This is a genomic window from Shewanella sp. BJSY2023SW001 (genome assembly GCF_047314685.1).
Lineage (GTDB): Bacteria > Pseudomonadota > Gammaproteobacteria > Enterobacterales > Shewanellaceae > Shewanella > Shewanella indica.
Genome location: NZ_JBKORF010000011.1, coordinates 175,193 through 191,468, shown reverse-complemented (window position 1 = coordinate 191,468; position 16,276 = coordinate 175,193). Strand labels below are relative to the sequence as shown.

Sequence of the window (16,276 nt, the reverse complement as noted above, 5' to 3'; positions counted from 1 at the left end):
CAAGAGCACACTATGAGCAACGCAACAAATATGAACGAGACGGTGCATCGGGTGAGTTTTTTGAACAAGGACTCGCTGCATATCCCTGTACTCAAAATACTTCAGGCCGACGGCACCACCTATGAAGAGGCGGTATTGCCCGTCATAGATGAAGCCCTGTCACGCAAGATATTCGATACCTGTGTCTTTACGCGTGTCCTGGACGAACGTATGTTGGGCGCCCAGCGTCAGGGAAGGATCAGTTTTTACATGACCTGTATCGGTGAAGAAGCCGCTGTTATCGGCAGTGCCGCCGCGCTGGATGACAAGGATGTGATCCTTGCCCAGTACCGCGAACATGCCGCACTGCGTTATCGCGGCTTTAGCACAGAGCAGTTTATGAACCAGATGTTCAGCAATGAGAAAGATCTGGGCAAAGGCCGGCAGATGCCTATTCACTACGGCAGCCGTGAACTCAACTACCAAACCATCTCTTCACCGCTGGCGACTCAGATCCCGCAGGCATCCGGTGTAGGCTACTCGCTGAAGATGCAAGGCAAGCGTAATGTCGCCATCTGTTACTTCGGTGAAGGTGCTGCCTCTGAAGGCGATTTCCATGCCGGTCTCAATATGGCCGCAGTTCATAAAGCGCCGGTTATCTTCTTTTGCCGTAACAACGGCTACGCCATCTCAACCCCTACGGAAGAGCAGTACGCCGGTAACGGCATAGCCAGCCGCGGCGTTGGTTATGGCATGCACACCATCAGAGTCGACGGTAACGATATGTTGGCGGTTCTGGCCGCAACTCAGCAAGCCAGAGCTTACGCGCTTGAAAACAACGCGCCTGTGCTGATTGAAGCCATGACCTACCGCCTGGGTGCCCACTCATCTTCTGACGATCCATCCGGTTATCGCTCCAAAGAGGAAGAAGCCAAGTGGCAACAGCACGACCCTGTGAAACGCTTCAAGTTGTGGCTGATCAACAAAGGCTGGCTCAAGGAAAGCGACGAGACCGAGCTGTATGAGAAGTATCGTGAGGAAGTGCTGGCCGCGGTAAAAGTGGCCGAAAAGGTTCCGGCACCAGCCATAGAAGCCATCATAGAAGACGTTTTTGATCAGCCGACTGCGGCGCTCAAGCAGCAATTAACCGAGCTTAAGGCCCATGTTGCCAAGTATCCGAAAGCCTATCCTAAAACAGCAGGGAGATCATAAGCGTGGCACAGATGAATATGTTACAGGCCATCAATAATGCCCTGACCATAGCGATGGAAGCCGACGACAAGATGCTGGTTTTCGGTGAAGACGTAGGCCATTTCGGCGGTGTGTTCCGGGCAACTTCCGGTTTGCAGGAAAAGTTTGGCCGTGAGCGCTGCTTCAATACTCCACTTACCGAGCAGGGTATAGCCGGCTTTGCCAACGGCCTGGCTTCCAACGGCATGACGCCGGTAGCGGAAATCCAGTTTGCCGACTACATCTTCCCGGCGTTCGATCAAATCGTCAACGAAGCAGCCAAGTTCAGATACCGAAGCGGCAACGAGTTTGATGTCGGCGGCCTGACCTTCAGAACCCCCTATGGCGGCGGCATTGCCGGCGGTCATTACCACTCCCAGTCACCGGAAGCCTACTTTACCCAAACGCCCGGTCTCAAGGTAGTGGTTCCCCGTAACCCATACCAAGCCAAGGGTTTGTTGCTGGCCGCCATTCGTGATAACAACCCTGTGGTCTTCTTTGAGCCCAAGCGCTTGTACCGCGCCTCTGTCGGCGATGTGCCGGAAGGCGATTATCAACTGGAGCTGGGTAAAGCCGAAGTGGTTCGTGAAGGTAAAGATATCACTCTGCTGGCCTGGGGCGCGCAGATGGAAATCATAGAGAAAGCAGCCGATATGGCCAAAGAGGAAGGTATTGACTGCGAAGTCATCGACCTTCGTACTCTGGCCCCTTGGGATGTGGAAACCGTGGCCGAGTCGGTGAAAAAGACCGGCAGATTGCTTATCAACCACGAAGCGCCACTGACCGGTGGTTTTGCCGGTGAAATTGCCGCTACCATCCAACAGGAATGTTTCCTGTACCTGGAGTCGCCCATCAGCCGGGTTTGTGGTCTGGATACGCCATATCCCTTAATCCACGAAAAAGAATATATGCCGGATGCGCTTAAAACCTTTGAAGCCATCAAGGCCTCGGTGAATTTTTAGGAGAGCCAGGATGATTAAAGATTTTATTTTGCCCGACATAGGCGAAGGTGTTGTCGAGTGTGAACTGGTGGAATGGTTGGTGGCAGAGGGGGATACAGTCGCCGAAGATCAACCTGTTTGTGATGTGATGACAGACAAGGCACTGGTGCAAATTCCTGCGCCTTTCCCCGGTGTTATCAGTAAGCTTTATTACGCCAAGGGTGAAATTGCCAAGGTGCATGAGCCTTTGTATGCCGTGGAAGTGGATGCTGCAGACAGCGAAGCGCCTGTACCTGCAGCCAGCGCCGATACTGCTGCATCGTCTAGCACTAACACTACGGCTAGCGCCGGCAGCCAGGTGGAAGACTTTATGCTGCCGGATATCGGCGAGGGCATAGTCGAGTGCGAACTGGTGGAGTGGCTGGTCGCAGAAGGCGACACTGTGGTTGAAGATCAACCTATCTGTGATGTAATGACTGATAAGGCGTTGGTGCAAATCCCGGCGATGAAGGCCGGTAAAATTGTCAAGCTGCACTACCGTAAGGGCCAGTTGGCCCAGGTGCATCAGCCACTGTTTGCCATTGAAGTTGCCGCTGAATCCGGTAGTGCAGCCGTGGCTCAAACCGCTGAAACAAGTGCTCCATCAGGCTCAGCATCTGCCGTCTCTCAAGCACAGGCTCAAGCCCAGAGCAGCTCGCAAACTGCCGCCTGCAGTATGGTGCCCCAGGGCAAGGCGCTGGCGAGCCCAGCGGTAAGACGTATGGCTCGCAGTCTGGATGTCGATATCGCCAAAGTGCCTGGCAGCGGTAAAAACGGCCGGGTCTATAAAGAGGATATTGAGCGTTTCCTCAAGGGGGCGACTCCTCAGGCACAAGCCCAAACCCAAACTTTGGCAGAGGGCCAAGTGCAAGCCAGCAAAGCGGCAACGGCAAGCGATAGGGTAGAGCCTATCAAGGGCGTTCGTGCCGTGATGGCGCGGATGATGACAGAGTCCGTCTCCAGCATTCCGCACTTTACTTATTGCGAAGAGCTGGACTTGACCGAGCTTATCGCCCTTCGTGAAGCGATGAAGGCCAAGTACTCCAATGACGAGCTCAAGCTGACCATGATGCCTTTCTTTATGAAGGCCATGTCGCTGGCGCTGACCGAGTTTCCGGTGATCAACAGCCGAGTGAACGCAGATTGTACCGAACTCACTTATCTTGGTCGTCACAACATAGGGATGGCCGTCGACTCCAAGGTCGGTTTGTTGGTGCCTAACGTCAAGGATGTACAGGATAAATCGATTCTGGATGTTGCTGCCGAAGTCACCCGTCTGACCCAGGCCGCGCGCTCAGGTAGAGTGGCGCCTGCCGATCTTAAAGATGGCAGCATCTCCATCTCCAACATAGGCGCGCTGGGCGGCACTGTGGCAACGCCCATTATCAATAAACCCGAGGTGGCGATTGTGGCCTTGGGTAAGGTGCAAACCCTGCCGCGCTTTAATGCTAAGGGTAAGGTGGAAGCTCGTAAACTGATGCAGGTCAGTTGGTCAGGCGATCACAGAGTGATAGATGGCGGCACCATTGCCCGCTTCTGTAATCTGTGGAAACAATATCTCGAGCAGCCGCAGGAAATGCTGTTGGCGATGAGATAAGATTGGAGGCCCCGCATTGCGGGGCCTTGTTTTAGGTGTGTTTCGGGAGCAAGATTACTCCTGCCAGCTTAAGGCAATGGCTTTATTTGATCCTGAGCACAAAGTGGTTACGATTTGATGGCAGATTTCGTATAATTGCCAACAGTATTAGTCGCATTGGGTCTGTTATGAGTCAGGTAGCACCAAGCATAGAAAATATTCAATATCCTTTCCCGCCAAAACCGGTTCCCTTGTCTGAACAGGAAAAAAGCGAATACAAAGCCAGGATCAAGCAACTGCTCAAAGAGCAGAATGCGGTGCTGGTTGCCCATTACTATACGGACCCTGAAATTCAGGCTCTGGCCGAGGAAACCGGTGGCTGCGTTTCCGACTCGCTCGAAATGGCGCGTTTTGGGCGTGATCATCCCGCCAAAACGCTCATCGTTGCCGGGGTTAAGTTTATGGGGGAAACCGCCAAGATCCTGAGCCCGGAAAAAACCATTCTGATGCCGACTCTGGAAGCCACCTGTTCTCTGGATGTTGGTTGTCCTATTGAGCAGTTTAGTGCTTTCTGCGACGCGCATCCGGATCACACGGTAGTGGTCTATGCCAATACTTCGGCTGCGGTCAAAGCCCGGGCCGATTGGGTAGTGACTTCCAGCATAGCGCTGGAGATCGTGGAACACCTGGACAGCGAAGGCAAGAAGATCATCTGGGGGCCGGATCGTCACTTGGGCAGTTATATTGCCAAGCAAACTGGTGCCGAGATGTTGATGTGGCAGGGCGAGTGTATTGTGCACGATGAATTCAAGGCCAACGCCTTGCGTCAATTAAAGGCGCTGCACCCGAACGCCGCCATTCTGGTTCACCCTGAATCTCCGGCGAGTGTTGTGGAAATGGCCGATGCCGTAGGTTCAACCAGTCAGTTGATCAAAGCTGCCCAGACCATGGACAATGATACCTTTATCGTGGCCACCGATAGAGGCATTTTCTATAAGATGCAACAGGCAGCGCCGGGCAAGACCCTGATTGAAGCCCCAACCGGCGGTGAAGGTGCCACTTGCCGCAGCTGTGCTCACTGCCCCTGGATGGCAATGAATGGTCTCAAGGCGATTGCCAGCGCGCTGGAAAACCAGGATAACAGTCAACATGAGATTTTCGTCGATGAAGCGCTGCGTCAAGGCGCTTTGGTGCCTCTGACTCGAATGTTGGATTTTGCCAAAACCCTCAACATGCAGGTCAAAGGCAACGCCTGAATAGCTTAAACTGTTTTTTATTCGACAAGCCAATAAAGAGCCTACATTTGTAGGCTCTTTTTCCATTGACATCCATTGGCATCGACTATACTTGCCAACGTATACTGAAAAATAAATTTCATATTAATAAATGAATTAGTTAGCTGCTTAAAGGATGCATCAATGAAATGGCAATGGATTGAAAATCTTCCTCTGAAACACAAATTTCTCTTGGTTATCCTGCCGCCTTTTATCGCGGCAACCCTATTTGGTATTTTATTGTTCAGCGATCGACTGTCGCTCGCCAATGGTCTGGAAGAGGTGCTGGATCTCAGTGAGTTGGCGGTGGTCAACTCGGCGCTGGTACATGAACTGCAAAAAGAGCGCGGCATGAGCGCGGGTTATCTCGGTTCCAAGGGCAAGAGTTTTGCCGATAAACTACCGGGCCAGCGGCAACTCACAGATAAACAACTCCAGCAATTTAATGATTTCTTGAATAATCATCAGCTTCCCGCCGATTTTGCTACCGATTTAACGAAGGCAAGAAATAGCATTGCCCGTTTGCAAGACATTCGCAATCTGGTAGATATACAAGGGATAAGCGTTGCCGAAGAAGTGGCATTTTACACTGAGCTGAATAAATTACTGCTGTCGATAGTCGATCTTAGTGTGCAGAAGGGCGGCGATCAACAGATTGCCATCAAGGCCGCCGCTTTTTCGGCGTTTTTGCAGATGAAGGAACGCGCAGGTATCGAGCGGGCGGTACTCAGTTCAACCTTCGGACAGAGTGAGTTCAAACCCGGTGTCTACCGTAAATTTATCACTTTGGTCTCTGAACAAAACGCTTACCAGGAAAGGTTTGTGGCCTTGGCTGATGAAACCGCTCGCAAGGATTTACAGGTATTGCAAGCCCAAGCTGCTGTCGCCGAAGTCGCTCGCTTGAGGGAGTTGGCTTATGGCCAGAAAACCGAGGATCTCAAGTCCCAATCTCCGGAGATTTGGTTTAATCAGTCGACAGCACGCATCAATCTGTTACATGAATTTGAGCAGAAGCTGTCGAATAAACTCCTGGCCGAGACCTTGAACAAACAGCAAAATGCTACTAACCAGACCTGGATAGTACTTGGGGTTATGGTGTTTGGTTTAATCATTGTCAGTCTGGTCTCCAGCATCATACTCAAATATCTGCATGGCAGCTTGCGAGAATTGCATCAGGGCGTTACCCGAGCCCGGGCTCACTATGACTTAAGTGTGCGTTTGCCCCATACGGGTAAAGATGAGTTTGGTGAGCTGGCCGAATCCTTCAATAGTATGATGGCCGACTTTGAGCTGGTGATACTGCGGGTTCGCTCCAGTAGCAAGACCTTGCTGGGAGTGGTACAACAGATGGAACAGCATTCTACTCAGATGCAGGCCGATGTAGCGGTTGGCTCCAGCGAGACAGAGCAAGTGGCATCTGCGATGACAGAGATGAGTTCAACCGTACAGGAAATTGCCTCCAACGCGGTACGGGCCTCTGAAGCATCCAATCAAGCCAGCACTGAGGCCAGGGAAGGGAGCCTGGAAGTGGGGCGCACGGCATCGGCCATCAATGAACTGGCTGAAGAAATTAGTTATGCCGCCGATGCAATATCCAAACTGGATAAAGATATTCACGGCATTGTCAGTGTGTTGGAGGTCATCAGTGGCATAGCCGAGCAGACCAATCTCCTGGCGCTTAATGCCGCCATCGAAGCCGCCCGGGCCGGCGAAATGGGCCGCGGCTTTGCCGTGGTGGCCGATGAGGTGCGCAATCTGGCGCAGCGGGCACAATCTTCCACTGAAGATATCCGTAATATGACAGAAAGGCTCAAACAGGGCGCCGAAGTAGCGGTAGCCGCTATCACCAAAGGCAAGGCTCAGGCCGGCATCAGTGTTGATGAGGCAAACCGCGCCGGTGAGGAGCTCAGGCGCATAGTTGAACACGTGGAAGTTATTGATAGCATGAATGAACAGATAGCTGCCGCAACCCATGAGCAGTCGGCCGTATCAGAAGAGGTGAATCGCAATGCGATGCAGATCAGTGATATCTACCGCAATACCCAGGATATAGCCAATGAGCTTGGCAAACTCAACGAACTGCTGATTAAAGACGCCAACAAAATGAGCGATGAGGTAAGTAAATTCCGCTTAAACGAACACTGATTGAAGTATTTTTCATCGCCTTTGCTCATCAAACACGCAAACGGAGATTAAGGCGGATTTTTGCTTGACCGGCATTCGCCTTTTGCGTAAAGTACCGCTCCATCAAGGGGATAGAGATATTACTCCTGATAGATGTGTTGATACCCACAGTAAAAAGTATCGAAACGGTGAGGTGTCCGAGTGGCTGAAGGAGCACGCCTGGAAAGTGTGTATACGGCAACGTATCGAGGGTTCGAATCCCTCCTTCACCGCCAGATTAAAAAAACCCGACCATAAGGTCGGGTTTTTGCGTTTCTGAGCATAGTCCTTTGCATAGTCCTTTGCATAGTCCTTTGAATGATAGCGGCTGCGCGGTCAAGATTCCCAACCTTTCTGCAGCAAATTAGCTTTGTACGACTAATCCTGACGTATTGCGGCACAGTTTGTGAGAGGGGTATCCATAATATCAACACATTAGCCGATTTGATTTTATCCCAGTAAGTTGGGAAACAGCCCCTTAAAACCTGCGGCTATTACCTCAATGCCAATGGATAGCATCAAGAGTCCCATCAGACGGGTGATCACGTTGATCCCTGTTTTACCGAGGAGCTTATTGATGACCGAAGCCATTCTGAACAATGCAAAGCTGAGCAGACCAAACAGCGCTACAGTCACCGACATGGCCAGCAGATTAGCCAGGCCTTTATGCTCGGCGGCAAAGACGATAACTGAGCTGATAGCCCCTGGGCCAGCCATCAGAGGCAAAGCCAGCGGTACCACAGCCACAGATTCCATCGCTGAGGCTTCTCTGTCTTCTTCCTGGTTGCGTTTCACCTCGCCAAGCTTTCCTTGCAACATGGACATGGCGATGATGGCAATCAGTGTACCGCCGGCAATTCGGAACGCCGACAGCGAAATACTGAACATATTCAATATATACTGACCCGCCACTGTGGTAACCAAGAGGATTACCACCACGGCAAAGTTGGATATTTTAGCGGTATGGTTACGCTCAGCCTCAGTCTGGTGACTGGTCAGGCTGACAAATACCGGCAACAGGCCCACCGGGTTGATGATAGCCACCAGTCCGAGGAAAAATTTAACGTACAGGGTCAAATCCAATTTCGTATCCTTCCAGTGTAGGGAACTCACCGGGAAACAGTAACTTGAGACGGTGCATACTCTACCCTAAGTTAACAAACCCCAGAAATGAGATTTTCTATACTTGGTCACAACTTCGAATAAATTTTCGTAATATCAGTGCAGTCAAAGCTGCAGTATAGTCGATTCTAATACAAAGATTTTTTCTATGCTTGAATCTGATTTAACGTTGTTGAATTACATAAAACGCCATGCCTGTGGCCAAGATCACAGATGTCCACCCGGTTTGGATGTAATTTTATTTCATGTGAGAGAGTTTAACCAAGATGAGCCTTTGTTAAATTTTTTTACGGGAAACTGATTATGAAAGTCACCAATACTCAGGAACTGGATCTGCTACTGGAAAGAGTCAGCCAGGCTCAGGCGAAATTCGCAGGTTTCAGTCAGCAGCAAGTCGATAAGATATTTCGCGCCGCCGCGCTGGCTGCCGCCGATGCCAGAATAGCGTTGGCAAAACAGGCCGCCGCCGAAACCTCCATGGGAGTGCTGGAGGATAAAGTGATTAAAAACCACTTTGCTTCCGAGTATATCTATAACAAGTACAAAGATGAAAAGACCTGCGGCATTCTGGAAGAAGACGACACCTTCGGCACCATCACAATTGCCGAACCCGTGGGGATCATCTGCGGCATAGTACCGACAACCAATCCTACTTCCACCGCTATCTTCAAGGCGCTTATCAGCCTGAAAACCCGTAATGCCATCGTCTTCTCCCCGCACCCCAGAGCCAAGGCATCCACAGTCGCAGCCGCCCGAATAGTACTGGATGCCGCCATTAAGGCCGGAGCTCCCGAGGACATTATAGGCTGGATAGATGAACCCAGCGTCGCACTTTCCAATCACCTGATGACCCACGAAAAGATAAATCTTATTCTGGCCACCGGCGGCCCGGGTATGGTGAAAGCCGCTTACTCTTCCGGGAAACCTGCCATAGGTGTCGGCGCAGGTAATACACCTGTGGTTATTGATGAAACCGCGGATATCAAACGCGCGGTGGCTTCCATATTGATGTCAAAAACCTTTGATAACGGTGTGGTATGCGCCTCTGAACAAGCGGTAGTGGTACTCGATAGCGTCTACCAAGCAGTACGGGAGCGTTTTGCTCATCATGGCGGTTACCTGCTCAATGACGAAGAATGCCTTGCCGTGAAACAGGTTATCCTCAAAGATGGCGCGCTCAATGCCGCCATTGTTGGCCAAAGTGCGGCGCGCATTGCCGAAATGGCCGGCTTCAGCGTACCGAGCTGGACCAAGGTACTGATCGGTGAGGTGGATGAAATCACCGAAGCCGAAGCCTTCGCCCATGAAAAGCTTTCGCCGCTGCTTGGTATGTACCGCGCCAACGACTTTGATGAGGCGCTGGATAAGGCCGATGCCTTGGTGAAACTCGGTGGTATCGGTCATACCTCTGGACTCTATACAGATCAAGATACCCAGGTGCAGCGGGTCAAGCGTTTCGGTGAGCGGATGAAAACAGCTCGAATTCTGATAAACACCCCGGCATCTCAAGGCGGGATTGGCGATCTCTATAACTTCAAGCTGGCACCTTCTCTCACTTTGGGCTGTGGCTCCTGGGGGGGGAACTCGATTTCGGAGAACGTGGGCCCGAGTCACCTTATCAACAAGAAAACTGTCGCCAAGAGGGCCGAGAATATGTTGTGGCACAAACTTCCATCCTCCATTTATTTCCGCCGCGGTAGTCTACCTATTGCCCTGGAGGAGTTGGCCGACAAACGCCGCGCCTTGATAGTGACAGACAAGTTCTTGTTCAATAATGGCTACTGTGATGAAACCGTCAAGATCCTCAAGGGCTTGGGGCTGGATACCGAAGTGTTTTATGAAGTGGAGGCCGATCCTACCTTAGCAGTAGTTCGCGCCGGCACCAAGGTGGCCGAGAGTTTCCAACCGGATGTGATCATCGCACTGGGCGGTGGCTCCCCTATGGACGCTGCCAAGATCATCTGGGTGATGTATGAACATCCTCAGGTGGACTTTGCCGATCTGGCGCTGCGTTTCATGGATATTCGTAAACGTATTTACAAGTTCCCCAAACTTGGGCGCAAGGCCAAGATGGTCGCTATTCCCACCACGTCGGGCACAGGCTCTGAAGTCACACCATTTGCCGTGGTGACTGATGAGCAGACAGGTGCCAAGTATCCTATCGCAGATTATGAACTGACCCCCAACATGGCGATTGTGGATCCCAACCTGGTGATGAACATGCCCAAGTCCTTAACCGCCTTTGGCGGGATAGATGCCATTACCCATGCCTTGGAAGCCTATGTCAGCGTGATGGCCAATGAGTACAGTGACGGCCAGGCATTGCAGGCCTTGGATCTTCTGGTTACGCACCTGCCCAAGGCCTACGAAGAGGGCGCCGCGGCGCCGATTGCCCGCGAAAAAGTGCACAACGGCGCCACCATTGCCGGTATCGCCTTTGCCAACGCTTTCCTGGGCATATGTCACTCTATGGCTCACAAACTGGGCGCCGAGTTCCATCTGCCACACGGCTTGGCCAATGCACTGCTCATAAGCAATGTCATCCGTTTCAACGCCACCGACCTGCCGACCAAGCAAGCCGCCTTCAGCCAGTATGACAGGCCCAAGGCGCTCTGCCGCTATGCTGCCATTGCTGATCATCTCAAGCTGACAGACGCCGAGCTGAGTGACACCGAAAAAGTCGAGCGTTTGATAGCCAAAATTGAGCAGTTGAAGCTGGCTTTGGGGATCCCGGGGTCGATTCAGGAAGCCGGTGTCACAGAAGCCGATTTTCTGGATAAGCTCGATGAACTGGCTGAAGATGCTTTTGATGATCAGTGTACAGGTGCCAACCCCAGGTATCCTCTGATCAGTGAGTTAAAAGCCCTGTTGCTGGCAAGCTTCTACGGTGAGGTTTACCGCGACTAACAATAGCCTTGTCCTAGAAGCAAAATACCGCTCACTTACAATGAGCGGTATTTTTTAGCGTGACACAGAATTTTGAACACTCTCTGTTCAACCTATCTGGAAGCACGGCGCCCTAGCACACAATCATCCTTTATATTCCGGTTGCCCAAAAAGTTAAAATTAAACAATATAAAAACTCGTTTAAGAAGCTTCTTTATGCCAGATACTCTTTGTTTTTCCGCGCGTGAAATGCTTCTTCTGTAATTAGTTACTTTTCCATAGCAGCTTGAAATGGCTTCACTATTGTCTTCACCGTTGTCTTCACTATGGTCACATGCAATTCATGCCAGCTCGCAAACTGTAACAAAGCATGTTTCTTTACTAACAATTGCTGAAAAGTTCCTGCTTCCATGATTTACTAGCAAACTATGCACCCGAAAAACCGATAAAAACTCAAATTTCCAACATACGGGTGCCGGGAAGGAAATCATATGAAAAAACTCACCCTGTGCCTGGCGGTGTCACTGGCGCTGACAGGTCTGTCCGCATGTCAAACCCAAAGCTCGCCGGAGGCGATGGCATCTAACGTTTCTGCTATCGTCAAACAAGATCAGAACCAAGCCTTTACTGCATTCAGTCAAAGTTTTATCGATTCTTTGTGGCAAGTTGCACCGACTTGGGCGCTCTATAATGGTTTTCATCAATATGATGCCAAACTCCTGGTACCGGATGCGGCCAGCCGCACCGTGACGCTGAACTTTATTCAGCAGCAGCGTGCCAAGATGGCGAGCTTTGATTTTGCGGCGCTTACCGCAGCCAACCTGATTGACTATCGCTTGATTGAAAACGTCCTCGGCAGCATGGAGTGGGAAATCAAACGCTTCAAGTCCTGGCAGTGGGACCCATCCAGTTACAACGTGGCCGGAGGTTTTGCGCAAATCATCAATGAGGACTTTGCACCTCTGGATCAAAGGTTACGCTCTGTATTGGGCCGATTGGAAAATGTGCCGGCCTATTACCGGGCGGCGCAACAAAACATAGAGAATCCCACTCTGGAGCACACAGAGTTGGCCATCATGCAAAATCAGGGAGCCTTTACGGTATTGTCCGATGAACTGCTCGTCAAAGTGAACGCCTCCGGCCTGAACGCTGATGAAAAGGCGTTGTTCAAGCAAAGACTGGCTAATGCCGTGGCTGCCATCGAAGGGCATATCCAGTTTCTAAAACAGCTTGAGCAGCAACTTAAGCGCGAAGGCAGCCGTAGCTTTCGGATAGGAGAAGCACTTTATGAGGAGAAGTTTGCCTTTGATATTCAGGCCGGTATGAGCGCCAAGGCCCTTTATGAAAAGGCGCTGGCCGATAAGGCCAGGGTTCAGGGCGAAATGGCGAAAATTACCGATAAGCTCTGGAGCAAGTATTTCCAAGAGCCCAAGCCGCAAGACGAGAAGAAGGCTATCAGACAGTTGATCGATAAGCTTTCGGCCCGGCATGTAAAGCGAGAAGATTTTGTGGACGAGGTGAGGGCGCAGATCCCCGAGCTGGTGAAGTTTGTCAATCAACACGATCTGGTGACTCTGGATCCGAAAAAGCCTTTGGTGGTCAGGGAAACACCTGAATATATGCGAGGTTTTGCCGGTGCTTCCATCAGTGCTCCCGGCCCTTATGAGAAGGGGGGCAACACCTATTACAACGTGACTCCCCTGGATGGTATGACTGACGAGCAGGCCGAAAGTTACTTGCGCGAGTACAACCACTGGATATTGCAGGTACTGAACATACATGAGGCTATCCCCGGCCATTACACCCAACTGGTGTACTCCAATGAATCACCGAGCCTGGTCAAGAGCCTGTTTGGTAACGGAGCCATGGTCGAAGGTTGGGCCGTTTATGCCGAGCGTATGATGTTGGAACAGGGCTATGGCAACTTTGAGCCGGAAATGTGGCTGATGTACTACAAGTGGAACCTCAGGGTGATTTGTAACACCATTCTGGACTACAGCATTCAGGTCAAGGGGATGACTGAAGAGCAGGCCATCAAATTGATGACTGAAGAAGCCTTCCAGCAGCAAGCCGAGGCGGAAGGTAAATGGCGCCGGGCAACGCTGAGCCAGGTACAGTTAACCAGCTATTACGCCGGATATCGTGAAATTTACGACCTCAGGGAAGAACTTAAACAGCAACAAGGAAAGGCGTTTGAGCTCAAGGCATTTCACGAAAACTTCCTCAGTTATGGCAGTGCTCCGGTCAAATACATCAGTCAGTTGATGCAAGACAAGTAAGGTGGACAACAAAAGGCAGGGATAAAGTTTACTGCCCAGTGGCGGTAAACTTAACTTGTTCAGTTGACTATTGACTATAGGGACAGTTTGACCGGCTGTCCCTTTTTCATAACTCGTTATATGTGACTCTGTGCACCTTACATCATTATAACCAGTGAATTTTTCTGGCTCGGTCAGGATAATTATGTTAACGTTAATGGTAATGGTTCTTATTTGAGAATTGTATTAACGAAAATGACGAAAATTTTATTGGTGGACGATGACCTGGAGTTCAGGGACTTGCTCAAGGAAGCACTGGAGGGCGAGGGGCACGATGTTGTTTGTGCCGCTGATGGTTTGGATGCACTGATGAGACTCGACACTTTTACCCCGGATGTTATCTTGCTCGACTTAATGATGCCCAAACTCAATGGTTTTGAGATGTTACTTGCCCGTAAGGACAGTACACCTGTGATAGTGATTTCGGCTGTCGATAGCGAAGAGGAAAGGATTAAAGGTTATGAGCTGGGGGCTGATGATTTTTTGAGTAAGCCATTTAGCGTCAAAGAGTTGTTGGTCCGTATTCAGGCGCTCATAAGAAGGATCAATATCAGCAAGGGGCAGGAACCTACCGATCTGGCGCTCAATAAGCATATTCAGTTTGATGAGACGGATTACACAGTAGCCATTGCCGATCAGCAATTGGCATTGACTCAGACAGAGTTTCGTTTGTTTAAATATCTGTTTGAGCGTAAGGGCCAGGTGGTTACCAAGCAGGAGCTACAGCGACGGGTGTTAAAAAAAGAGTTGGGGCGGTTTGACCGAAACCTGGATATGCATATCTCCAACACCCGGCGTAAACTGGAGCAGACCCGGTTGCCAAGAAGCCTTATTAATACTGTGCGCGGCCAAGGATACAGTTTCAGCCTTTGGTAAACTCCACTGATTTTTCCCCGAATATCAAGCCAGGGTCGGCCGCGTTTTCAAGCGCGGCCGATTTGGTTTATCCTATAACCCACTTGCGCGAGCCTTTCGGCTCCACACCCTATAAAAGCAATGAAGGAAAACATCATGCGGATCAGCGCGAATTTTGATGGTGGCAATATTCAGGTCATCAGTCTTGATAATAAGGACGACATCAGACTGGCGATCCGCCCGGATCAGGGCGGAGAGTTCTACCAGTGGTTCAATTTCCGTTTTGAAGGCCAGGTAGGAAACAGTTACACCCTCAATATCATCAACGCCGGCAGCGCTTCTTATCCCAAAGGCTGGGAGAACTACCAGGCGGTAGCCAGCTATGATCGCCAGCACTGGTTCCGCCTGCCGACCAAGTATGATGACGGCAAATTGAGTATCAATGTGGAATTGGACGCCGATGCGATTCAGATAGCCTATTTTGCACCTTACAGTTACGAGCGCCACCTGGACCTGCTCAGCGCTGTGCAAGTGCATCCTGAAGTGAGCCTGGAGCACCTGGGTCTGACCTTGGATGGTCGCGATCTGACGCTGGTCAAGGTGGGTGACGGCGATAACAGCAAGCGCAATATCTGGATCACAGCCCGTCAGCACCCAGGGGAAACCATGGCCGAATGGCTGGTGGAAGGTTTGCTGTATCGTTTGCTGGACTCGGATGACCCTGTCTCCAAACAGTTGCTGGATAAGGCCAACTTCTATGTTGTACCCAACATGAACCCGGACGGCAGCGCCCGCGGCCATCTGCGTACCAATGCCGCCGGTGTTAACCTAAATCGTGAGTGGCAAACGCCAAGCCTGGAGAAGAGCCCCGAGGTGTACCATGTGGTACAAAAGATGAAAGAAACCGGTGTGGATCTCTTCTATGACGTCCACGGTGATGAAGGTCTGCCTTATGTGTTCCTGGCAGGCTGTGAAGGCATTCCTTGTTGGGATGAGCGTTTGACTCAGCTGCAGCAGGAATTTGCCTCGGCGCTCTTGCTGGTTAGCCCGGATTTCCAGAGCGAACATGGCTATGAAAAGGACGAACCCGGCAAGGCCAACCTGACCATAGGTTCCAACTGGGTCGGCGAAACCTTCAACTGCCTGTCAAACACCTTGGAAATGCCATTTAAAGACAATGATAATCTGGCCGATCCGCTGGTGGGCTGGTCCCCCGAGCGTTGCCTGTACCTGGGTGAAGCCTCTTTGACCGCCATGCTGGCCGTCGTGGACAAACTCAGGTAAGGAGCAGTTATGGCACTGGTTGAATGCCCTTTATGCCGCAAGCGGATCTCCAGTAAGGCACCCAGTTGCCCGCACTGTAGTTCCAAATTGGGACCCAACACCGAGTCGCTGTCGAGGATTAGCCATATTCAGCAGTCGACCAAACTGATGAATCAGAGCTTTCTGGCCTTGACCCTGTTTATCGCCGGGGTGGTTATCTGGTTCTGGGGTGGCGAAGTCGCCGGAGGCAATCGAGCCATCGCCGGTGCGGTCTGCTTTACGCTCGGTTTCGTAGGTTACCTGATAACCCGGGTACGTATTATTTTGCACAAGCGGAAAAGTGTATGACAGATATCAACAAAGTGATTGAAGAGATGCCGGTTGAGGTCTATGAGAGACTGCGCAGCGCCGCCGAGATAGGTAAGTGGGAAGATGGCACTGTGCTGACCGAGGAACAGCGGGAAAACACGCTGCAACTGGTGATGCTCTATCAGGCCAGACGTTTGGAGCAAACCGAACACTTTACTATAGGTGCCGGTGGCCAACTCAACGAGTTGTCCAAGGCGCAGCTGAAAAAGCAGTTTCGCGGTGAGAGCATTGCTGAGTTCAAAGAATCTGATCTTTAATTAA

Annotated in this window: 12 protein-coding genes and 1 tRNA gene; 12 read left to right on the top strand and 1 reads right to left on the bottom strand. The window is 51.1% G+C overall.

The features are described 5' to 3' along the window. Positions 1-12: 12 nt before the first annotated feature. The 6 genes from ACMHXH_RS02605 to ACMHXH_RS02580 all read left to right on the top strand — a co-directional run bounded on the left by ACMHXH_RS02605 (position 13) and on the right by ACMHXH_RS02580 (position 7,438). Entirely contained in the window at positions 13-1,191 is a 1,179-nt protein-coding gene (locus ACMHXH_RS02605; RefSeq protein ID WP_039033008.1) for a thiamine pyrophosphate-dependent dehydrogenase E1 component subunit alpha, read from the top strand. Positions 1,192-1,193: 2 nt separating this feature from the next. After that, positions 1,194-2,171: an alpha-ketoacid dehydrogenase subunit beta gene (locus ACMHXH_RS02600; RefSeq protein ID WP_071476039.1), complete on the top strand. Its 978-nt coding sequence runs from the start codon at positions 1,194-1,196 to the stop codon at positions 2,169-2,171. 10 nt (positions 2,172-2,181) lie between these two features. Continuing rightward, complete coding sequence (locus ACMHXH_RS02595) at positions 2,182-3,786, top strand: dihydrolipoyllysine-residue acetyltransferase (protein ID WP_335908722.1); 1,605 nt, start codon at positions 2,182-2,184, stop codon at positions 3,784-3,786. 167 nt (positions 3,787-3,953) lie between these two features. Beyond that, complete coding sequence (gene nadA, locus ACMHXH_RS02590; RefSeq protein WP_039033005.1) at positions 3,954-5,021, top strand: quinolinate synthase NadA; 1,068 nt, start codon at positions 3,954-3,956, stop codon at positions 5,019-5,021. Between the two features lie 162 nt (positions 5,022-5,183). Continuing rightward, complete coding sequence (locus ACMHXH_RS02585; RefSeq protein WP_335911682.1) at positions 5,184-7,184, top strand: methyl-accepting chemotaxis protein; 2,001 nt, start codon at positions 5,184-5,186, stop codon at positions 7,182-7,184. 166 nt (positions 7,185-7,350) lie between these two features. After that, a tRNA-Ser gene (locus ACMHXH_RS02580) sits at positions 7,351-7,438 on the top strand. A 214-nt stretch (positions 7,439-7,652) separates the two neighbouring features. Here ACMHXH_RS02580 and ACMHXH_RS02575 read toward each other — a convergent pair. Next, the gene (locus ACMHXH_RS02575) at positions 7,653-8,285 is read right to left on the bottom strand and encodes a YchE family NAAT transporter (protein ID WP_025010407.1); all 633 of its coding nucleotides are present in this window, start codon (positions 8,283-8,285) and stop codon (positions 7,653-7,655) included. A gap of 342 nt (positions 8,286-8,627) precedes the next feature. On the opposite strand from ACMHXH_RS02575, the gene adhE reads away from it, so the two are divergent. The 6 genes from adhE (at position 8,628) to ACMHXH_RS02545 (ending at position 16,272) form a co-directional block, all read left to right on the top strand. Next, positions 8,628-11,231, top strand: a complete 2,604-nt coding sequence (gene adhE, locus ACMHXH_RS02570) for a bifunctional acetaldehyde-CoA/alcohol dehydrogenase (RefSeq protein ID WP_101096539.1) — start codon at positions 8,628-8,630, stop codon at positions 11,229-11,231. A 470-nt stretch (positions 11,232-11,701) separates the two neighbouring features. Then, the gene (locus ACMHXH_RS02565; protein ID WP_335911683.1) at positions 11,702-13,489 is read left to right on the top strand and encodes a DUF885 domain-containing protein; all 1,788 of its coding nucleotides are present in this window, start codon (positions 11,702-11,704) and stop codon (positions 13,487-13,489) included. A gap of 234 nt (positions 13,490-13,723) precedes the next feature. Continuing rightward, on the top strand, positions 13,724-14,404 hold the full coding sequence (locus ACMHXH_RS02560; RefSeq protein ID WP_039033000.1) for a response regulator transcription factor: 681 nt from the start codon (positions 13,724-13,726) through the stop codon (positions 14,402-14,404). A gap of 135 nt (positions 14,405-14,539) precedes the next feature. After that, positions 14,540-15,667: a M14-type cytosolic carboxypeptidase gene (locus tag ACMHXH_RS02555; RefSeq protein WP_071476035.1), complete on the top strand. Its 1,128-nt coding sequence runs from the start codon at positions 14,540-14,542 to the stop codon at positions 15,665-15,667. Positions 15,668-15,676: 9 nt separating this feature from the next. Further along, entirely contained in the window at positions 15,677-15,994 is a 318-nt protein-coding gene (locus ACMHXH_RS02550; protein WP_335911684.1) for a zinc ribbon domain-containing protein, read from the top strand. Then, positions 15,991-16,272, top strand: a complete 282-nt coding sequence (locus ACMHXH_RS02545; RefSeq protein ID WP_039032997.1) for a YeaC family protein — start codon at positions 15,991-15,993, stop codon at positions 16,270-16,272. The genes ACMHXH_RS02550 and ACMHXH_RS02545 overlap by 4 nt, the downstream gene beginning before the upstream one ends. The last annotated feature ends 4 nt before the right edge of the window (positions 16,273-16,276 follow it).